The 20,918-nt window shown below is 45.3% G+C and carries 16 protein-coding genes and 2 pseudogenes; 5 read left to right on the plus strand and 13 right to left on the minus strand.

What is annotated here, in order from left to right:
- Positions 1-670: 670 nt before the first annotated feature.
- The 3 genes from AC0AP0_RS01700 to AC0AP0_RS01710 all read right to left on the minus strand — a co-directional run bounded on the left by AC0AP0_RS01700 (position 671) and on the right by AC0AP0_RS01710 (position 2,178).
- Positions 671-1,366, minus strand: a complete 696-nt coding sequence (locus AC0AP0_RS01700) for an alpha/beta fold hydrolase (protein ID WP_490429133.1) — start codon at positions 1,364-1,366, stop codon at positions 671-673.
- Between the two features lie 142 nt (positions 1,367-1,508).
- Entirely contained in the window at positions 1,509-1,697 is a 189-nt protein-coding gene (locus tag AC0AP0_RS01705; protein WP_490429135.1) for a helix-turn-helix transcriptional regulator, read from the minus strand.
- Positions 1,690-2,178, minus strand: coding sequence for a hypothetical protein (locus tag AC0AP0_RS01710; RefSeq protein WP_490429136.1), 489 nt, complete (start codon positions 2,176-2,178; stop codon positions 1,690-1,692). Before AC0AP0_RS01710 ends, AC0AP0_RS01705 begins: the two co-directional genes overlap by 8 nt.
- Before the next feature lie 637 nt (positions 2,179-2,815).
- Here AC0AP0_RS01710 and AC0AP0_RS01715 point away from each other — a divergent pair.
- Positions 2,816-3,889, plus strand: a complete 1,074-nt coding sequence (locus AC0AP0_RS01715; RefSeq protein ID WP_490429137.1) for a LacI family DNA-binding transcriptional regulator — start codon at positions 2,816-2,818, stop codon at positions 3,887-3,889.
- A 20-nt stretch (positions 3,890-3,909) separates the two neighbouring features.
- Here AC0AP0_RS01715 and AC0AP0_RS01720 read toward each other — a convergent pair whose 3' ends face one another.
- The 5 genes from AC0AP0_RS01720 to AC0AP0_RS01740 all read right to left on the minus strand — a co-directional run bounded on the left by AC0AP0_RS01720 (position 3,910) and on the right by AC0AP0_RS01740 (position 10,005).
- A complete protein-coding gene (locus AC0AP0_RS01720) occupies positions 3,910-5,895 on the minus strand; it encodes a glycosyl hydrolase 115 family protein (RefSeq protein WP_490429139.1) in 1,986 nt (661 codons plus the stop codon).
- Between the two features lie 48 nt (positions 5,896-5,943).
- Positions 5,944-6,639 carry a YesL family protein gene (locus tag AC0AP0_RS01725; protein WP_490429140.1) on the minus strand — a complete coding sequence of 232 codons (696 nt, stop codon included), beginning with the start codon at positions 6,637-6,639 and terminating at the stop codon, positions 5,944-5,946.
- Positions 6,640-6,740: 101 nt separating this feature from the next.
- Positions 6,741-8,075, minus strand: coding sequence for an ABC transporter substrate-binding protein (locus AC0AP0_RS01730; RefSeq protein ID WP_490429142.1), 1,335 nt, complete (start codon positions 8,073-8,075; stop codon positions 6,741-6,743).
- Between the two features lie 72 nt (positions 8,076-8,147).
- Positions 8,148-9,050, minus strand: coding sequence for a carbohydrate ABC transporter permease (locus AC0AP0_RS01735; protein ID WP_490429144.1), 903 nt, complete (start codon positions 9,048-9,050; stop codon positions 8,148-8,150).
- 16 nt (positions 9,051-9,066) lie between these two features.
- Positions 9,067-10,005, minus strand: coding sequence for a carbohydrate ABC transporter permease (locus AC0AP0_RS01740; protein ID WP_490429146.1), 939 nt, complete (start codon positions 10,003-10,005; stop codon positions 9,067-9,069).
- 1,892 nt (positions 10,006-11,897) lie between these two features.
- Between AC0AP0_RS01740 and AC0AP0_RS01745 the strand changes: the two genes are divergently transcribed.
- From AC0AP0_RS01745 to AC0AP0_RS01760, 4 genes and pseudogenes are all read left to right on the plus strand, one after another.
- Positions 11,898-12,518, plus strand: coding sequence for a glycosyltransferase (locus AC0AP0_RS01745; protein WP_490429147.1), 621 nt, complete (start codon positions 11,898-11,900; stop codon positions 12,516-12,518).
- Positions 12,519-12,851: a hypothetical protein gene (locus AC0AP0_RS01750; RefSeq protein WP_490429149.1), complete on the plus strand. Its 333-nt coding sequence runs from the start codon at positions 12,519-12,521 to the stop codon at positions 12,849-12,851.
- Between the two features lie 221 nt (positions 12,852-13,072).
- Positions 13,073-15,172, plus strand: coding sequence for a glycosyltransferase family 39 protein (locus AC0AP0_RS01755; RefSeq protein WP_490429151.1), 2,100 nt, complete (start codon positions 13,073-13,075; stop codon positions 15,170-15,172).
- Positions 15,061-15,291: pseudogene (locus tag AC0AP0_RS01760) on the plus strand (mannosyltransferase YkcB-related protein); the annotation flags it as partial. The gene AC0AP0_RS01755 and the pseudogene AC0AP0_RS01760, both read left to right, overlap by 112 nt.
- 454 nt (positions 15,292-15,745) lie before the next feature.
- Here the strand turns inward: AC0AP0_RS01760 and AC0AP0_RS01765 are convergent.
- The 5 genes and pseudogenes from AC0AP0_RS01765 to AC0AP0_RS01785 all read right to left on the minus strand — a co-directional run.
- On the minus strand, positions 15,746-17,392 hold the full coding sequence (locus AC0AP0_RS01765) for an MBL fold metallo-hydrolase (RefSeq protein ID WP_490429153.1): 1,647 nt from the start codon (positions 17,390-17,392) through the stop codon (positions 15,746-15,748).
- Positions 17,393-18,333: 941 nt separating this feature from the next.
- Entirely contained in the window at positions 18,334-18,996 is a 663-nt protein-coding gene (locus AC0AP0_RS01770) for a response regulator transcription factor (protein ID WP_490429155.1), read from the minus strand.
- A gap of 301 nt (positions 18,997-19,297) precedes the next feature.
- Positions 19,298-19,729, minus strand: coding sequence for a histidine kinase (locus AC0AP0_RS01775; protein WP_490429157.1), 432 nt, complete (start codon positions 19,727-19,729; stop codon positions 19,298-19,300).
- Between the two features lie 276 nt (positions 19,730-20,005).
- The gene (locus AC0AP0_RS01780) at positions 20,006-20,275 is read right to left on the minus strand and encodes a hypothetical protein (protein ID WP_490429158.1); all 270 of its coding nucleotides are present in this window, start codon (positions 20,273-20,275) and stop codon (positions 20,006-20,008) included.
- A gap of 43 nt (positions 20,276-20,318) precedes the next feature.
- Positions 20,319-20,918 (minus strand): annotated as a pseudogene (locus tag AC0AP0_RS01785) (hypothetical protein); the annotation flags it as partial.

A 20,918-nucleotide genomic window follows, 5' to 3' on the forward strand; every position in this document is an offset into this window, starting at 1 on the left:
TTAGGCCCTTGCGGATCTGAAAGCTGATCGGACTGATAGATGGTAAGGGCTGAAGTCGCGACTCTCCTATGGAGAACTGTTCATGATTGCTCCTGTACCGGGCAGAGCACGCATATCTATCTGAGTAATCTCGCCTGGGATCGAAAAGTTATGACATAAAAAGTGGCAGTCTTCAATCTGCGAATCACCTTTGTTAATGTCACCGTTAGCTGCATTTTATAGAACCCTTGCGCCGCTTCCTTTCCTTTCGAGATATATGCATGCGTGTTTTCATTTTGCTTCAATGATTCACTGTTAATACTCATTGTTATTCGTGAGAAGTGTTGAATTAAATCATGCAGGCTTATAGAACTAAAATACGCTAAGTCTCGAGTTTTCCTATTCCGGCCCGTCAGTGTATTCTTGGATTCTGTTTATAAAAACTCCCAATTAGCCCATAGGAGCATCCGTGTGGCCAAGCTGATTGGCATTTTCTGTATTAAAGCTATTTTTGCACGGGATTTTTGGCGTTAAACAAAAAGTTGATTGGTCATTGATTAAATTGATTACGTAAGAATTTGCTTCTGTGACTTCCTGCAGGTTGTAATAAAAGATTTGAAGAATTTCATTTCATGCTTGACGACGGCAAATCAAAAGACAACAATATTTAGCATGCACAATATCTTTCCTTTCAAGGTGTAACCCGTGCGTTCAAATTACGGAGCCAATCGGTAAAAATCTCCTTTATTATTGCTGGCCTATCAAGGTGGAGAGTATGTCCCGCTTTTGATACACACACAAACTCTGCTTCCTGCAAAGTGCAATAAAGAGAGAAAGCATCCTGAAATCCAACCATATTGTCATTTTGACCTGTAACGATTGTTACTGAACCCTTATATGATTTTAAATATTCGGAGGGCTCTTTTGCCAATTTAGGATTTTCAGACAGATATCGGACGATTTCATTGTCTTCGTTAGAGTTTAACCCGGAAAGTATATACTTTTTAAATAGGTTGAAGTTATCCTGACTCTCCAATACTGCGGTGGCTCTGTATGCTGAGAATTCATCCTGATCAATCTTCGGACCCAAATTGGAGATATGATAAATGGTTCTCTTAGGCAAGGTTCGTTTAGTTGTTTCTGCCTCAATTCCCGGTGCAAGTAAAAAGAGTGATTCTATTTGATCAGAAAATTGTTCAGCCAATGCAGTAGTCAATAAAGCACCAAATGAATAGCCAACAATAGCAAATTTACGATTACTGAATTCTTCTTCAATATACTGAATTAAAAGTTGAAGAACATCCGACGCGGATTTTATTGCTCCAGCACCCCGGCTCTGTCCCATGCCTGGCAAATCTATACTACCTCTGCCATTTACTGTCTTCATCAAAATATGATTCGAATGGCATTAAGGAGTTGTGGTCTAAAGGAAACCCATGAAGCATAATAATGGGATAGTCCTTACCAATTTTATCGACATACAATTTTTCAATATTCATGACTGCCACGGCTTAAGAAATGGAGCGAGTTCAGGGTTGAAATATGTGCTCGATGGTTGAATCGAATACTTCGGCCATACGGAATGCTAGTGGAAGTGAAGGATCGAAATGGCCTTTTTCGATCGAAATTACCGTTTGGCGACTCACTCCCAGCTTTTTTGATAGCTGCTCCTGAGACCAGCCACGCTCCTTTCGCATTTTTGCCAGGCAGTTATTCATGATGGGCGAACCTCACAAATGCATACGACAGTGCAAGGATCAAGAGCATCGCTATCAGAACGCACACCAGCATAAGAGCCCATTGATCGGCTCCCATCAAACTGGCCAGCAGGCAATCGACAGAAACCAACCCGATGAAAATACGGTATGAAAGTTGTTCGGCCCTTCCGTACCAGTGGCTCTCTATGTTTTCTTCTGCATGCGGATTGGCTCCAGGCAAGGTATTGGGATCCACCAAAATCACCCACCAAAGGCTCACGGATATGGGACAAAGTACTACGGCGACTATTAAAGCCTTGAACATCCATGGCACGGGCTGTGGCATGAAGCCAGCCAGAAGGATTCCCAGAACTATACTGCTTGCCAGGCCTGGAATCAAAGCGGTTGTGAGCGCTGGCATCGAACGGGAGCCGAAACGAACAGTGCCAAACGATCTGGGTCGCACATTGACAGTTGCTTTACCGCTCTTTTCGTCCTTCATGGGGTTCTCCTTTGTTGAACTCAAATTAGGACCATTCGACTTGGGTGAACATTACTAAAATGTGAGGCAAACTTTACGTCAAGTGTATTTGACAATATGCAATTGTTTCAACACTGGAAATGAGTTTTCATTTTTTCTTCTCTGCCCTAGGACGTTTGGAGGCACAATTAACAGCATGTTAAGAGTTGCCAAACGTAGGTCTTTGAATAGTGTTGTCAAACAGCTTTGCAAATGATCTGTGATCGCCATTAGAATGCGAACTTTCTCTCGGTTAATGGGCCACAATTCCTGTAACAGCTGAGTCAATCAAGCTACCATGTTTTATTGGTTTCTTGGACTACTAGTTTCGATATAGTTGAGATAATTACAAAGTTGTTAGAAGTAAACATGATCTTATGTAACTACCGATTGCTGTCAATCCATACCTGATTTTTTATAATGAAGATATTCCGACTACCATTTTTTATTCACGTTAATTAGAATAGATGATGTGAAAAGACTGGATACTGTGATCAGCTCCATAAATAGAGATTTAGTTTTAGAATTTGGTGAAATCTAATCGGGATTTCTAGGCTCGTCACAGTCTATGCGAGTGGATAGAGTTGTAAAGATATTGATTATTGGTGAGGGTGTCTTCTTGGAGGATTACTTGACATTGGGAGAATTGGAATCGGCTAATTCGCTTACGTCGCATCGCAAACACCCGACCAGTAAAGATGTTGCAGCTTTGGCAGGTGTTGCTCAAAGTACGGTCTCCTATGTTATGAATGGGTCACGTCCAGTTTCTAAAGCTACAAAAGACAAAATAATGGCAGCAATGAAAGAGCTGAATTACCAGCCTAATACAGCAGCAAGAGTACTTCGGACGTCTAAAACACAACTCATAGCCGTGCTAGAAACTATAACAGCGGATTCAGATGGAACCATTATTCCGCCCTATCTCGCGACTATTGCTGAGGAATCGCGTAAGCGCAACTTTGATATCATTCTATCTGCAACGTCAGAAGGACCGGCAGCCTTAACGAGGTTGTCAGGGCGTTCTTCATGCGATGGTTTCATCATCATGGATGTGGAGAAGAATGATCCACGTATTGAGGTGGCTTCAAAATTAGAGATTCCTTCTGTTATTTTTGGACATCCTAATAGTAGTTTTGGGCTGGATACAATCTATTTTGATTATGAGGCTGCAGCAAAACTTATCGTCGATACGCTTGCATCTTCAGGGCATAAACATATAGTTTTTATTAAACCTGATTCGGAAGGGCAGGAAGATAAATTTAAGTCTTTTGTTCTTTTCTATCGATGTGGGGTAATGAGAGCACGTCAGCTTGGTATAGATGTTGTCATTATACGAATAGGGTCATCAGGATGGAGAGGCATTTCGGCTTCTAAAAAAGAAATCCTAATGAACTGCAGAGATCGGTTGGCGGTAGTTTCAAGATCTCCGCAAGATTTCGAACCCTTACACAGGATTCTTGAGCAAGAGCATCTTCGAATAGGAGTAGATGTCTCTCTTATAGGTGTTTTTGATGATCCAGTTGCAAAATCATTCCAATTTCCGGTTGCAAATGTATCACCGAGGCCTGAATTTGTTTCTCGCCGAGTCGTAGATACACTTATAAACCGTATAGAGGGTTCTGTAGACAATCAAATCATTGAGGCGGTTAAACCCCTTGGGCTGAATAGTCGTTGTACTTTAGCGCATTTTTAAAGAAAAAGGAAAAAGTCGCTTCATTCCTCCCAGCGAGTTAGCATTGCTCTAAATAATTGGTCGTCGGTGAGATGATTATGATTAATTAGTAACACCAACACCTTTTGCTCGTTTTTTGAATAGGTAAAATCTCGTTGCCATTGATAGAAATATGGCCCCTCGCCTTCATTCCGCACATAGGACATAAAGCCACTCAGTACATTGGCAGTTTGTGCTATATCAGTTAGACATTCATTTTTAAAATAGTTCGTCCAAACACCATGTTCGCTTTTATTCAAGACTCCTCTCGCTCTTATATACTCGCGACGAGCTAAACCGGCACTATAGAAGGCTTTTTGCCACATGCCTTTAAATCCTTGTGCCAGTGAATTACATGTGAGAAGAGCGCCACGTGAGCAGTGGGCGTATACCTGTGACTGAAGCAATAAGGTATCTTCGAACAATCTGCGGGCGGTTTTATCCATTTTCAAGGCCCTTTTGTTCTGGAATGTGACTAGGGTTTCATACTGAGCCGCCCCTTTTTTACATAGGTCTTTATATGATGTCACCTGTTCTTTCAAGGAGGCGGATTTCCACATCCAATCTAATTCAGTTGATCTACAGTTTGAGTCATGCATGAATTGGCTGATGAGCACCCGAGGAATATAGTTCCAGAATTGTTCACCTGCGTGATTATCCCAATGCGGTCCGAAAGAGACAGCATAATGGAAATAGGCTTGGATTGATTCTTCTACCGCTTGCCTGTTGTCCTTTCCGTAGTATGTAGAGGAATATCGCTCATCATGATGTTTAACAAATGCGTCAGGTTTTTCCGAAGTTCCTTTTCTCCAAAGATCTGCAATCAAATCGAGGTAATAGGTATGTGGTTTAATGTTTGAAGCGTTAATGATCCAATAATCTGTGGCCTTGTGGCCAAGGACATGGGTTAATTCTTTGACCACGTCACAAGGATTGTTGGGCAAAGTGGTAATATGGTTTGCCGCTTGAAGATCAAAGAATGAAACATGGTAATAAATTCCTTGCTTACCGGTCTCATCAGATCGTGGCATTGAATCTATGCGTGTATCTGTATTGTTCTGGCGGCGAGCAACCATTCGCCCATAGCCATTATCCGACCAGACTTTTATTACATCTCTTGGTATGCTGATTAGTCCTTTTGTATACAAATCGATGATCTCTCCGTACAGATAAGTGCACATTGTTGCATGTGGATTCGCTTGGATAACGATTTCGCGTTGTATCTTGATAATTTCACTTATCAGTTTCCCTCTGGCTTGATCGGTTGAAAAAGCTGGATCGTCCAGCCAGAATGGTCTGTCGCCTTGCCCTCTGAATCCAAGATTCCAAATGGTATTGCTGTTCTTGTTAGAAGCAACACTAGCCTTCCATAGTGAAATAAATTTATCTTTGCTGATTGACCATGATGGAGCTTCGTGTGGGTATACGCTTGAGAACATTGGAGCACCCAGAGGTTCACTGTGGTGCTGAGCGATTACAAGTCCACGTTCCCTTGCCAGTGGTATATGCTTGGTGACATCTGAACCTGTACCCGGTATTACCATATTGCCGTTGCATCGAAGTAAGGTTTCAAATACCATACGCCATGGCTGCAAGCTATCGTTTTCGATGCTCCATTCCATCAGCAAAACTTCATCATTAATAAACCAACCGCGATTTTGCACCAGGAAAGGGTCGGAAGTATATTGATAATTATCTGGTAATTCAATATAGTTATGTTGCTTTGCTTTCCAATCCAGCCAAAACCAGAAATCCGGTATACCAAGTATTTCGCGGCTTATATGATAAATTCCATATACGAAGCCTAATTCATCCGAGGCATATATACTCAATCCGTTTCTTTCCACTTTTATAGAGAAAGTCTGTCTAGGCAGATTCGAGTCTTTCTCAAGCTTTAGTGAAAAGTCGGACACATCTGAATCAGAGATAACCTTTTTCAGGTCCCTTTGTAGATCATTTATTGCTAACTGTACAGCCTTGCTGGTCACTCGACCTTGAATTTGTACGTTTGAATGTAAGAGTACCATTCAGTTTCCTTATCTTCCTCTTTGCTTAACAATATAAGTGGTCAATCCATGAAGGGCACATTCTGTATTGACTAATACCAGTAAAGAAACTCCAATCAGCGGAATAATGAAGAAGCTATATGGAAGTAAGCCCACGCCAATGAAAACGATGCACATGTCGAATGCTGCGGTCGCTAGTGTCCATTTGAGTTGAACTGGGATAAGGAGCGCTGCATTAACCCACTTCTGTTTCATTGTTAGCCCAGTTAAGTTATTCATGGTCGGTAAGTAAATTGATTGCAACAGTAATGCAATGCAAATGATCATACACACGCAAGAAAGAGATTTACCTAGCATGTCTCCACCTTTGTTATAAAAGGCTATGCCAATCCCAGAGAGTACAAACATGAAGATGTTTGCGATTCCCATTTGTAAGGCCGGTTTCCAGATATTTTGAACACAATGCCAGAAGTCATGCCAGACATAAACTATTTTGCCCTCTAATAATGAGAGGCAAATGTTGGTGGCTGCAAACCACGCAATAGGCAAAGTCAGGATTGGCAGAGAAGCCACGACCAGGAGGATATTAAGTTCAATAAGTTGTGAGGTGTGATGTATTACAACATCTTTAATCTTTCTTGGTGCTGATTGACTGCTAATATCACAGGCTTCGTCTTTATCGGGCTTGCGTTCAGGTGGATTATAAATTGAATCGAAAAGCTTCATTGTATTTCACTTATATCATGAGTTCTACGTTGATACCCGGGTATGGCTAGTTCAGCATTTTCTTGAGAATACCGGACCAGCCATACCCTGCTGAGAATAATCTATTGAGCCGAGTTTATGTTATCCTGTATCTCTTTTTTCATAGATTTTGCAGCATCATCAGCACTTCTTTTGCCGAAAGCGACATCTTGTGCATAACGAGCAATTATTTTATCGAGGTCAGATGCTCCATTAGGAGTAACTGCCGGAGATTTGCCGATGGTCTTTGCTATTAGTGTGGGGAAATCAAGTGTTTGTTTTTGAACACCAGTTGAAGTTCTGGCGAGTTCTTTACGAATATCGTTGTTACTTGGAATTCCCCTTTCTGTACCAAGTACCTTACCAGCAGTTTTGTTATTGATAAGGAAATCAACCAACATCGCCGCCTCAGCAGGATGTTTTGATTTGGACGAAATAGTCCAGTACATTCCCGGTTTAAGATACGAAGCCTTATCGTTTGCCTTCATTTGAGGTATAGGAACGAGCTTCATGTTATCGGTTCCAGCCGCTTTTGAATAGACAGTGATTTGTGTTGCCTGGGTAAATCCCATTGCGGCTTTGTTGGTCGCAAGATCAGATTGGTCTGTTGTCCCGGAAGCCTGCTCCGAAAGATGATCTGCCGTCCCGGATATTGGATTTTTACCATGTGTCCAGTCATAGTGCATTTTTAGGAATGAAGATAGTGTCTTTTCTGAGATAGATACCTTATTTTTATTGAAGAGTTGTTCATTGTTTTGTCTTGTCCAAGTCTGTAATCCCATGCCGTTATTTAGTGGAGCTATTCCTGTGATTTGTCCATTAGATTTAGTCGTTACTTCTTTTGCGAAACTGATTAGGTCATCCCAGGTCCACTGCTTGGTATCAGGCAGATTTAACCCAAGCTTACTTAGGACATCCATATTGACGACTATGCCAAGCGGCGTGGATGAGATTGGAGCGGCATATTGCTTTCCATTTACCTTGCCCATGCCTCTTAAGGAAGAATCCATGTGATTGAGATTCAGATAATTCGAGACATGATCCATATCAAATAGCGAGCCTTGGGAAGCATACGATGCAAGATAGAGCTCATCCATTTGCATTACATCCGGCGCATTCCCACCAGCGGAGTTAGTTGCAAGTTTATCCCAGTAGCCAGACCAATCAGAGTATTGTGTTTCAACTGTAATATTCGGATGTTTGCTTTCAAATGCCTGAATTGCTTGCTCTGTTACCTTTACCCGACTGTCGGCTCCCCACCAATCAATGGTGAGAGAGACCTTTCCTTTCGCTGGAGTGACGGCAGCTGTTTTCCCAGCTGTAGAATCGGATACGCTCGATCCGCATCCTGTAAGGCACATAGCCACTGCCAGGTAAGCAATGGGTAAAATACGATGCCATCTGCCGGTTTTCCACATAATTGCTCCTTTGCTGTTTTGACTAGAATTAACTTCTTATAGGAAAATGTTGTATTTGACTCTAATTGCGTGTCATTTACCGCCAGTCGTGGCTATGCCTTCTACTAAGTAACGTTGACCTAGTGTGAAAACAATCAACAGAGGTATGATTGAAGCCACGCTCATTGCGAACATAGGCCCGAATGAGGATTGAGATTGCGCATCTATGAAAGTACGCAGTGCGATGGGAACAGTGTACATTTCTGGTTTGGTTAGGTATATCAGCTGGCTAAAGAAATCGTTCCAAGTCCAGATGAAGGTGAATACAGCTGTCGTCCCAATAGCCGGTTTCATCAAAGGCAGCAATACTTGAAAGAAAATACGTATATGCCCTGCTCCATCGATTTTCGCAGCCTCATCCAAATCGCGGGGTAATCCACGTATGAACTGATACATAAGAAATGTGAAGAAACCATCTGTAGCAAGGAATTTTGGAAGAATTAAAGGAACAAAAGTATTGACCAAATGCAGACTATTCCAAAGTATATATTGTGGAATTATTATCACATGTACAGGGACCATCAGCATGAGCAGCATAAAGCCAAAGAGAAGACCTCGGAAGCGGAATTTCAACCTCGCAAAAGCGTATGCTGCCATGGAGCAAGTAAAAATATTGCCTAGTATGGCGCAAACAACAATTAAGAGTGAATTCATAAAATAACGGCTGAAGGGGTAAGTTAAGGCGTTCCACCCTTCACTGTAATTACTCCATATAGGCTTACGTACAACCAGTCCGGAATTTGCGAAGATCTCTGATGGAGCTCTGAGCGAACTAGCAACCATCCATAGTATCGGATAAAGCATGAGTATGGCCAAAGCGAGGACAACGAGCTGCTTCACTATTCCAACCCATGTTTTTGTATTCTTTGATCGTGCGTGTTCTCTCGGTAGGCCTGTTTTCTGTATAGCCTTGGATGAAGAATTTATAGATGTCATGGCTCTCTCTTGACTATCAGTCGCTGTAATGAACCCAAAACTTCGACAAGGCGAAGTTAATGATTGTAAAGATGGCAACGATTATTACTAGCACCCATGCCATTGCTGATGCGTAACCCATGCGCATAGATCCAAACCCTTGCTGATACAAATATAAGGTATAGAAAAGTGTGGAATCTGCCGGTCCCCCAGTACCTCCAGATACCACAAAAGCTGGCGTGAAGTTCTGGAAGCTATTGATAATACTCATGACCAGATTGAAAAAAATTATTGGAGAGAGCATTGGTATAGTAATAGATTGAAACTGTCGCCATTTGCCAGCTCCATCCACGCTAGCTGCTTCATATAGTTCTTTAGGTATCTGGCGAAGACCAGCTAGGAAAATTACCATTGCTGATCCGAATTGCCACACGTGTAATGCGATCAACGTCCAATTTGCTGTAGATGGATTTGCAACCCACGATTGAGTGCTGTTTATACCAAACATCTGCAGTGCCTGATTGATTATTCCATTTGTTCCGAAGATAATTTTCCACAGCACCGCAACTGCTACAGACCCTCCGAGCATAGAAGGTATGTAGAAGGCTGATCGGTAAAAGGCGAGTCCCCTCATACCTTTGTTTAGCAAAATTGCGAGGGCTAGAGCGGCAACAAGTTGGAGAGGGACGGAAATTATAACATATGTAAAAGTGACCTTGAGTGCTTGGTGGAAACGCTGGTCGGTCAGCATTCGCTGATAATTTGCCAGCCCCATGAAGCGAGGCGGCTTTAACATGTTGTAATTTGCTAGGCTCAGAAAAAGAGAAGCTATCATGGGAATAAGCGTGAGGCAAGAAGCGCCTATGAGCCATGGGAACAAAAATCCGCATGCGGGCTTGATATCAGTGTTATTGTGATCGCTTTTTCCTCTTTTTCGATTGTTTATCAACGTCGCGAATTCTGTTGCGGCGCTCATAGCCCACCTCCTCAGCATGACAGACAAATAGACACATCTCTAGATGCCAACGCAGGGCTCTTTATCTTTGCCCAGACGACTGTAGTGACGTGTCTTTGACTGTGCGAACACCTCTGTCCTTAAAATCGATACGAATTTACTCGATTCGTATCAAACTCTAAAACAGACTGCTGATTTTGTCAAAATGAATGTCGTGGTTAAAAGGAATTTATAATGCTGGTTTTGCGCGGGTGAAAATCCTCTGCTGTCCTAGAGAAGAAGATCGGGTTATTGCTTGCTTAAGTCAATAGCAACCGGAATTACTAATTTAATCATTACAAGCTTTATAGCTAAATGAAAAGCACCAGAAAAAGATAACTCATGGTCGTGAACCGTATTAGTGTTATCGGCGGCAAAGTCGTAGATATAAGAGCTCGATTGATTCATTTATTTGAGAATTAAATTTTCATATTAGAAGATGGATTTATCAAATATGAGCCATCAGCAAAAATCGTATATATTGAGCTATTGATGTGAGAAGTGCATCGGTCTGCGTTTGACGTATTGACATTTTTATATTATTTATCGACTAATATTCAGATTATTAAATACGTTAGCTTTTCAAGTTGTATGTTCTAGTAAGACTTTTAGAATGAATAACAAGGCCATTCCGATATTAGTTTCCTGTGCTTTGAGCAAACAGTATTTGTATAACTAGTGATTCGGCCTTTCCGTTCATAATTCTGCATTGTATCTAGTTAGGAATTTAGATGAAAGCGACATTTGATATATTTTGATTTCTTTATCATTTTTCGCTTCTGAACTTTGTCGACCTATGGTCAGAGGTATTTAATTGAACCGAGTATGGTTTGATAGATCGACTTTTACTGCTTGAGGCTAAAAACCGTAAGGCTAATATTTTTTTTGTCTCTCTCTTGATGCTATCCACAGTATTCTCTTTTCAGATGATGTCATAATTCCGTAAAAGAGATGCCGTTAAAGAATGGTCACGACTGCAATTGAGACGATTTCGTTTGTATTCAGTCGGCTCTTGCTGCTTAGCATAGTTCTCTGTTCAGTCTCATTTGTTAGTGGATTACTTGAATTGAACGTGAAGAATGCGACGGAAGCATGTATAGTCGCTTTGATTTGGTGCACAATTATGAACTGAATGTTTAGACTTGTTTTAAAATTTCGGTTAGTTTCCTATCTCCATGCAATTTATGCTGCTCTACTAACTGTCTCTTTTTGCATTTTACAGAACTCGGTTAATAGGGATAGGAAGTATCTTAGATTGTACTCAGTATTTATGTAACTAAATTAAACGCTGAGTTTTGCAACTGCAATTTTCCGAACAACGCGGTCGCCAACATGAATGAAAGAGAAAGAAAGCAATCTCTGATTAAGTATCTCCCGTCGGACTTCAATCCTCGGACCAGGAAAAGCCCAGCTGGGTGAATCCAATTGTCCTCGGCGCGGGAACGAGTGCCATGATATGAAACTATTGCGGTTACCTCAGGACTCAATCTCAGCATTGCAATAGATGAATCAGAAAATGCTCAACCAAGAGATGCGTCGCTTTTACAATTATTGTTTCATGATTATTAATGATATGGAGTCGGCTCGGATGTACATAATCATTGCCGTCGCTTGACCGTAGTTGAGGCATTGGTTGCGGCTTATCCTCTGTGGAACTCCAAGCAACACAAAGTTGATTAATGCGCAGAACGCCATAGATTGTCGGTTCTTGACGCTGATGTTTCAGCAAATATTGAGCAATTTGCATGATTCTTTTTATGGAGTCCAATCAGTATGCAAAGGCAAGTTCAAGGAATATACCAAGAATTCGTTGTTTACTGTCAGTCATGAACACAACGAATATTCTCGAAAGAAACATCAGTAAGCAATCCTATGTGCCCGACAGGCGCTCTTCTGGCAACAGGCAAATCCCACCGGGTGAAGATGATTCGCCTATCTACCATGGCGATCCAGCGCCGGTCGATGCCGATATTGTCATTCCCATATACAACGAGGAGACCCAGTTGGCTGACTCCGTATCCACCTTATGCAGCTTTCTGGATCGTCACGCCAGAGATCTGACACCCTTTAGCTGGAATATCGTGATTGCGGACAACGCCAGCACCGATGCCAGTTGGCAGATCGCCATGTCCCTGTGTGACTGGTGTCCCAATCAGGTACGCGCCTTGCACCTCGCGAGAAAGGGCCGCGGATACGCCCTGAAACAGGCCTGGCTCAGCTCCAGGGCGGCAGTCGTCGCATATATGGATGTGGATCTATCCACCGATATCGGCTCTACGGGCAGCCTTATTCTTCCTCTGCTCCAGGGCGGGACTGACATCGCCTTTGGCTCGCGTCTTATGCCGCAATCTCAGGTCACCCGCTCCCCCAAACGTGAATTCATTTCGCGCACCTACAACCTCATGCTCCGCTCATATCTGGCGGTCTCCTTTCATGATGCCCAATGCGGTTTCAAGGCCATTACTGCCCAGGCTGCACATGCCCTGCTGCCGTAGGTGAAGGATGACGAGTGGTTCTTCGATACGGAGCTGCTTGTGTGCGCCCAGCAGGCAGGGATGACCATGCTGGAGCTGCCTGTTCGCTGGGTGGAGGATGCTGGCTCGACGGTCGACATCCCAGACACGGTAAAGAAGGATCTGGAAGGCATGCACCGGGTCAGGGAGGGTATGGAGGCCCGAGAGGTCGAGGGGCTTCGCGTCGACCTGGACTCCCCTGCCGTCTGGGATCAGATCCGCCAGCATGAGCTGCGCGGATCCCTCTTGCCTGCCAAAGAGGAGGATTCGCATTCACGTATGCAGAATCCAGGTAAAGAAGCTTCCGCTTGTTGAGCGACTGACAGCAATGGGAACGGACTGACAGCAAACGAAATCTCGTACAGAAAGAGCAAACTTCACCTATCATGAACGTTTCATTGGCTTCTCACAGCAGCTATGGCTTCTCCCAGCATTCGCGGACTTTCAATCCGCCACGATCAACAAACGCAGATGCAGTCGCTGATGAGCACGCTTACCGCGCATATATTCTGCCGCGACGGACTCGTGGGGATTGGATGGCGCTGGGTGTCATGCTGCTTGCAGCCTGTGCAATATTCTTCATCAACCTCACGGCCTCCGGGTATGCCAACGAGTTCTATTCAGCTGCGGCCCAGGCTGGCTCGGTCAGCTGGAAGGCCTTTCTCTCGGGGTCCCTGGACTCGGGGAACGCCATCACCGTGGACAAGCCGCCGGCAGCCCTATGGCTGATGGCGCTTTCCGTGCGCATCTTTGGTCTGAATTCCTTTGCCATCCTCCTGCCGGAAGCGCTGATGGGGGTGGCGACCACCTACCTGCTCTATGCCACTGTGTGTCGGTACTGGTGCAACTGGGCGGGTATTGTCACCGGTTTCATCTTCATGCTCACTCCGGTAGCCGCGCTCATGTTCCGCTTCAACAACCCCGATGCCTTGCTGGTGCTATTGATGACCGGTGCCACTCACGCGCTTCTCAGATCCCTGGAGTATGCCAACCATCCTTCTGGCAATCGAAAGCGCACCTGGTGGATGGTCCGGGCCGGTGCTCTGATTGGATTCGGCTTTCTTACCAAGCAACTGCAGGTGCTGCTCGTACTGCCTGGTTTTGCCCTGGCTTTTCTTCTGGCCTCGCCGACAGGCATGGTTCGTCGCATCTTGGATTCACTGGCTGCCATTGGTTCCATGATCGTCGCCGCTGGCTGGTGGGTGCTGCTGACGGTCATCGTGCCAGCCAACGACAGGCCTTATATAGGCGGTTCCCAGCGCAACTCCTTCCTTGAGCTCACCTTTGGATACAACGGTTTTGGACGCTTGACCGGCAGCGAAGAAGGGTCGGTCATACCCGGCCACGGCCATACCCGGCCACGGCCATACCCGGCCACGGCCATACCCGGCCACGGCCATGAAGGAGGCGGCATGCCGGCTGGTGGCGGTCGCGGCGGCGGCATGTGGGGCCAGACTGGCCTCAATCGTCTGTTCAGCGGCGAGTTCGGTACGCAGATTTCCTGGCTGGCACCTTTGGCTTTCGCCGGCATTGTCATCAGCTTGCTGGTTATCGGCAGGGCTGTCCGTACTGATGTGCGCAGGGCCAGCGTCATTGCTTTCGGAGGTTGGCTGACCGTCACCTGGCTGATTTTCAGCTTTATGGCCGGCATTTTCCACCAGTACTACACCGTGACTCTGGCCCCTGCCCTGGCTGCGATGGTGGCCATCGGCGCATTCAGTCTGTGGATCGCCCGGGATAAGCTCTGGGCCAGGATCGTCACGCCGATTCTTATCGTTTTCACGGCCTTCTGGGATTTCAGCCTGGCTGGTCGCTCCCAGTGGCTTCCCTGGCTCAAGTGGGCCATTCTCATAATCGGTCTCATGGGCGCCCTCGGTTTTGCCCTGGCTGGACTCTTGCGAATACGACAACTCGCTCTTGTAGCCCTCATTGTCTCAGTCATGGGGCTTATGGCTGGCCCTGCTGCATGGACGCTGTACACCGTATCCCAAGGACACATGGGATCAATCGTCCTAGCCGGACCCAGCCTCACCTCAGGGAGCATGGGTGGCGGTCCCGGTGGTATGCCCGGGAGTGCTCCTGGTGGCGGTCAGCCTGGCGGTGGCCAGCATGGTGGTGGTCAGGCAGGCGGCATGGCACCTGGCAATATGCAGCAAGGCATACCTGGTGGTGACGGCGGTCCCATGGGCTCATGTCAAATGGGTCAAGACCCGATGGATCAGCAGGGACAGACGAGCAAGCAGGGCCAGATGCCCGGTGGTAGTTCGAATAGCCAACAGCCTCCCAGCATGGGTTCTCAAGGACCAGGTCCCATGGGCCAGGATTCTTCAGGGCCACAAGGGGAATCCAGCTCTTCGGGTGCGCCCTCCACGCGTTCACAGCGCAGGGGCAAATCTGGATTCCATGGCGGATCAGAAGGAGGAAAGGAGGAAGTCTACTTGGTGGAGGCCGGTCCAGTTCCAAGGTCGTCGCCATGCTGGAAAAGTCATCCGACTCCCATCGCTGGGCTGCTGCCAAGACAGGATCCCAGCAGGCGGCGGGCTATCTGCTGGCCTCTCAAAAGCCGGTTATGGCCATTGGTGGGTTCAATGGTTCCGACCCCTATCCCAGCTTGGAACAGTTCAAGCAGTACGTGAAGGGTAAGCAGATTCATTACTACATAGCCAGTGAGATGGGCGGCCATCAGATGGGAGGTTCAGACACTGCCACGCATCTCACAGTGGGTTGCCAAGCACTACACCGCAACCACGGTTGATGGCGTCACTGTGTATGATCTGACCCAGCAGCAGGCCAAATGAGCGTTGGGAGTAGCTTTTGCTTAAGACTTACTTCCACGTTTGCCGTAACAAGATCAAGATAAAGATGAGACGTGCTACAGACTTTTAATCTGTAGGTCTAGAGTAGCTGCCTCTTTGTGAGGAGCAAAAGTGCAAAGCAGTGAGCGAACTGGTAATACTTCAGCCCGCACACTTTATATATGCATATATATGCAGGTCTGCCTAATATGTGAGATTTGGTACTCTAGACCAGGTTATGTCAGTTGAAATTAAACAGCGCCACTTATCGAGTTGAACTGTTTTGCATTACAGGGCAATAGTTTAATCTACGCAAACGAGACCTTTCTCTAACCAAGACCGTTATATGATGCGCCTAACGTCAATTATTACAGATGTACTTATTTGCTTTGAGGTAACCTATGTTCGATGTAATTAGCACCAGCTTATAGATTCATGAAATGTTGCTTCTATTCTTTTATCAACTAAAATAGGAATCATGCCACCTTTAATTATTGATTGTAAAGCTTGACTATGGGGATGACCATAATTCTTGCAATAAGGGTCACACGAAATAATGCAGATAGCAGAAGATAGTTTTTTTGGAACTGTCGAGTCCTGAAAGCCGTTGTAAGACCCATGGTGAGGGGCATTGCAACAACCAACAAAATCGAGAAGTTTATCGAAATGATTAATGAAATCATCTGCTACTTTTTTAGTGAAGTTAATGTCACCTAAGCCTAGCCAAGCCCAATACGCTCCTCTTTTATAGTTTCTTTCTTCCATATCTGGAATAAAGTGAGGGCAGGAATCATATATATACTTTAATTTTTCTTCTCTTACTTCTTTACTTTTTCCAGTTTCCTTCAATCTGATACGTAGAGAACTACTCCGTTCTCCATCGGGCATTTTGAAGGAAGAACCGCGATAAGTAGAAACTAATTTACTAAGATTAAAAGAATCGTGACTTCTATAACGAACATTTCTATAACGAACATGATCGTTAATATACTCAAGCTGCACATCATTAAGGGTCTTCTCGATACGAAATGATACGAAATTATACGGTCCTGAGTACATACATAAACTAGTCGTATTCATGTCAGAATCTCCAAATATCTCTTTTAGCTTCTCATTTTTTGCTTTCACCGGCTGTTTAGGTATTCGAAGTGTAGTATATAAGAAATTATCTATTACTTTTTTGAAGGAAGTAACGGAGTCGTTATCTGAATTTTTATCAATATTATTGATACTTTCTTTGATCCGATTTAAATCTTGTACGGTTAATTTGATATTGTTTTGATTTCGTTTATAATAATAAAAAGCCAGTGTCCATACTTGCATATGGCTAGGCGCTTCTCTAATGACGATAGGAGTGGTGTCTGATAGCAGCGTTACATTTGAAGATTCCCGGCTTTCTTCTTGGTCATTATTTTGGTCGGAAAAATCATGGAACAAAATATTACCGTAATCTATAGGCCCCTCTGCACCTGTTATGAAAAAATACTCAGGTTCATTGTGATGAGCTGGCGGTTCTTCATGCCTACTTCTAGCGTACGGATTTTCGGAATAATATTTATCGTTGCGATAATACTTATCGTTGCGATAATACTTATCGTCGTGGTTTTTGAATAAAGAACGAACAAAGCCCTTGGTGCCATCACTGACGAGTCCTTGAGCGAGATCAACAACATCGATAGCTTGTAATGACTCATCATCGCCTTCCCTCCAACTGATTATAGTACTCAATATTTCAAAAAAATTTTCTTCAGGTGTTAAGAGCGGTGCTATAAAGTGATTAACGCGAATGTGAGTAACAACTTTATTTATCAAGCTAAAATGGTCGAGGTGATAATGTGAAAGAACCAAGTAATCTAAACAGCTTCTACTGTATTTTCTCAAGCGTTGGATTACTAAGTTTACGCTTATGCTTGCAACCGTGTGTCGTCCAGATTTATTGAAGGTACCGGCATCATATATAATTGTTATAGGGCGTGATTCGCCGTTGAGCCAAATCTCTTCATAATGAAAAAGGCCCTGTCCCACTGCCAGTGTCCAACGCTGAACTTCTGATTCCATCATGGCTCCTCCCCACCACAATATCGATATAATTAAATGGTTCTGACTGTTAAATTTGCTTTAATTATTATATGAACTCAACAATCAATAACTCTATTTTATATAGCGATTTAAGAAAAGTGAAATGCTACAAAACTGATTTGTGATTTAGGCACACGGATTAATTATGATTACGGCGAAGTCCACTCACTGACACAATAGAAATTGACTGATTTAAGAAATAACAGAAAATAATCGACTTCGCGTTTCTCAATAGTAAATTGAGCTCTAAAAAATTACAATCCACACTCTTAAATCATCTTATTCATAATTATACTTAACTGATCTCTGCACCAAATTAACTGCAATCATGTCAATCCTTGGAGTGTCGAATATCAATTATTTAAATCTCTCAGTATTCCGCCTTTGCCTTACTTTAAAATTGCGACTATTTACGCAATGCTATTCGGTGGGCCGGCAGGCAGACATTCATATGAGGTATATTATGAATAATCATACATATTCTGTTATCTATTTATTCTAATTGAATTTCATTAGAAATAGAAACCTAACTAATTTTACAGTGATCTTGTTTATTCTCTATTTTCTCGACAATCACTTTGTCCACTGCATTTCATAAAGCTGATTGTTCTGTCATACTTTATTGGATCAGCAATTGTAGCTAACTTGTCAGTATTTCAATAATACTATTAGTTGAACAATGTCATCGAACTTAGATTGTGCTTTACTGATCTATAAATAAAAAATATACATCGAATTTGTTGTGTTTGAGATAGTGATTAAGTGAGTACCTGTACGTTGCGGTACCCACTTAGAAAACTTGCGTAAGTACTTTATCTAGGTAAGTGCTTCCTGCAGGAATATGGACTCAAGAAATAGCAGTCAGACCAGGTTTTCATCGGTGATAAAAAAGGGAGTTTGCATTGAATAGTGTTAGTCGCGTGCTATAACGGGCTGTTACCAAAGGACGGCGATGTTGATCTGTCCCTGACCTTAAGTTTGGCCAGTATGCGGTGGACAGTCTTTTTAACAGAGTTAGGCAGCAATTGAATACACCCTGCAATCTCCGCATTCGTTAGGCCTTGACTGACCAGCGAAGCGACCTCAAGTTCGCGTTTGCCCAGCTGGACAAGTTTTGGACGAGCTTCGGACTCCTCATTGGCTCTTGGCCTCGGGACTTCTTTTCTTTTGACTTCGGCTGTGATGCGCGGCGTGAGAATGGCGTCGCCTGCATTCACCGCATGGATGACTCTGTGCAGATCCGCTGTCTTGACATCCTTGAGCAGGAATCCGGAGGCACCTGCCCCTAAGGCTGTGAACGCATAATCATTTTCGTCGTAGGTGGTCAGAATGAGAATGCTGATTTCGGGATGGAGCTTTTTGATACGGCTGGTGGCATCCAGCCCGTCTATGACAGGCATGCGCACATCCATCAGAATCACATCGGGCAGAGGCTGCTGATTTTCTGCGGCTGTAGCCAGCTTATCCAAAGCATCTAGGCTGTTGGCCGCCTGTGCTACGACATGCAAGGTTGGATCCTTGGCGACCATGAGTGCCAGTCTCATGCGGGTCGGGCGCTGGTCGTCGACGACCATGACACGGATCATGCACTTTCCTCCTTACCCCTGTTGTCAGCTGCCATTGCGGCTAGTGAGGGTATGCGGGCCTGCAAGGTCCAACCGTCAGAATCAGGACCCGAATGGAAGCTACCCCCATGAGCTTGCACTTCGGCCTTTAACCTGGCAAGGCCTGTACCGTTGCTACCGTTGTTGTCAGCATCGTTGTTCAAAAGTTGGCCATCATCACGAACGGTAATGTTTGTGCCGCCCTGGCTGTTGTGATCCTAAGAGACCACAATACGATTGACCTTCCGTCCAGGGCGGAGGGCATTGGTGACCGCCTCCCTGGTTACGGTGAAGGCGAGGTTGGCCTGTTCGGAATCCTGTGGTCGACGGTCTCTCTCTGCCAAGGCAGTGCTGATTCCGGCATGGCGCGGGCGTGGTCGAGAATGGGTTTGATGTCATCCCAGCCATGCTCCTCCCCTATGGACTGCTCAGGGTTGTTTTCAGTTCTTGCCTTTGATTGCAGGGTTGTTACAGCTGTTCGGGTGTCATCCAATCCCTGCAATGCCAGGTCGTTAATCATCGAGATGGCCTCATCGATTTCCGGCTTTCCGCTGGCATAGTCCGTCCCCTCGGATAGGGCAATGATGGCGGTCAAGTCGTGACCCACGCTGTCGCGCAACTCGGCGGCGACCATGGACTGATGCACTGCCTGGTCCCGCTCATGGGCCAGGGTTAGAGCATGCGAGCGCTCCTCCTTCAATGCCTGCTCTGACAAGTGTGATTGCCTTACGGAGCGTGAGAGGAAGGCGACTGTCAGGCATAAGGCGAAAGTCAATCCAGTCGGATACAGAAGGTCAGTGAAGTGGATATCATGATGCCAACTGGCACAGAGTGCGATGCTGAGCAGGCCCAGAATGGCGAAACTACACAGCCCAGCTGCCGATGATGCCATGGTCTTGGCTTTTATAGCGCAGGCTTAGAGGCTGACGAGCCAGGGAATGATCAGGTAGGTGCATCCCGAGCCATAGATTGCGGTAGAAAGCGCAAGTAATCAACTGACCGCCAGTAGGGTCGCCGAAGGATATAGGCGGCGCAGGCATAGGGTGACAAGTGCGAGAAAAATAATGATCACAAACAGCGGCAAGCCCCAGCTGGCAGACTTCATTACCTGGTAGAGGGTCTGGTTGGTGCTGCCCGGGGCGAGGATCAACCTGGTCAGCATCATCGTTTCGTAGATCGCGCAGAAAAAGACCGCCACGAAAGCCGTATATGGCTGGGTCCACAACTGAATCCAGCCTTGAGCCTTCTTGCCTGCTCTCATTGGTGAGCCTCTTCCTGATAACTGTCGGTATTCCATTATGCTGTCAGACACTAAGATATGCGACCTTGCGAGTGCTGCATCCTCTCATTATCGATTTTGTATTTGAGGCTAAATGGCTCTGCGGGCCTCGTGCCGGAATATAAGGAGGCTGATCAGCACCCAGAGGATTGCCGTCATGCACGAGGCCGCCATAGAGGCCGTAGACGCGATATTTGCCCATGTCACGGGCTGCGGATGCAGTGGTGATCAGGGCCAGCGGATAAGGCAGTGCCAAAGCCGGTGAGGCAACCGACAGCGCACAGCCTGCCAGAGTGAGCAGAAACATGATACTCATGGTTGAGGCAAAGGATTCGGCTCTGGCAGCTATAGTCTGGGTCAGAGTCATAATGGCCCACACCGCCAATGTCATTGGTATGCCACGCATGAGATAGGGGCCGAGTTCCGCTGGGTCGAAGCCTCCTACCAGAACACCCACGAGTATGAATTCGGATTCGAAGATGGCAACAGTCAGGAGGGAGGCTAGAAGTCCGTGCAGCATCTTCCCGGCTATGGCAGTCCCGACCATCCCGGAGGCATTAAGGCGCTGCCAGTTGCGTCCCTTGTGCTCGTTGGCTTCAACCTGGGCTGCAAAGGCTGCGACCAG

It is taken from the genome of Bifidobacterium sp. POST2/T3 (B1) (assembly GCF_058197115.1).

Coding starts and splice junctions, on each gene's coding strand:
- AC0AP0_RS01700 (WP_490429133.1), bottom strand. CDS start 1,366: ATGAAGACAGTAAATGGCAGAGGTAGTATAGATTTGCCAGGCATGGGA.
- AC0AP0_RS01705 (WP_490429135.1), bottom strand. CDS start 1,697: ATGAATAACTGCCTGGCAAAAATGCGAAAGGAGCGTGGCTGGTCTCAG.
- AC0AP0_RS01710 (WP_490429136.1), bottom strand. CDS start 2,178: ATGAAGGACGAAAAGAGCGGTAAAGCAACTGTCAATGTGCGACCCAGA.
- AC0AP0_RS01725 (WP_490429140.1), bottom strand. CDS start 6,639: ATGAAGCTTTTCGATTCAATTTATAATCCACCTGAACGCAAGCCCGAT.
- AC0AP0_RS01730 (WP_490429142.1), bottom strand. CDS start 8,075: ATGTGGAAAACCGGCAGATGGCATCGTATTTTACCCATTGCTTACCTG.
- AC0AP0_RS01735 (WP_490429144.1), bottom strand. CDS start 9,050: ATGACATCTATAAATTCTTCATCCAAGGCTATACAGAAAACAGGCCTA.
- AC0AP0_RS01740 (WP_490429146.1), bottom strand. CDS start 10,005: ATGAGCGCCGCAACAGAATTCGCGACGTTGATAAACAATCGAAAAAGA.
- AC0AP0_RS01755 (WP_490429151.1), top strand. CDS start 13,073: ATGGCGCTGGGTGTCATGCTGCTTGCAGCCTGTGCAATATTCTTCATC.
- AC0AP0_RS01765 (WP_490429153.1), bottom strand. CDS start 17,392: ATGATGGAATCAGAAGTTCAGCGTTGGACACTGGCAGTGGGACAGGGC.
- AC0AP0_RS01770 (WP_490429155.1), bottom strand. CDS start 18,996: ATGATCCGTGTCATGGTCGTCGACGACCAGCGCCCGACCCGCATGAGA.
- AC0AP0_RS01780 (WP_490429158.1), bottom strand. CDS start 20,275: ATGAGAGCAGGCAAGAAGGCTCAAGGCTGGATTCAGTTGTGGACCCAG.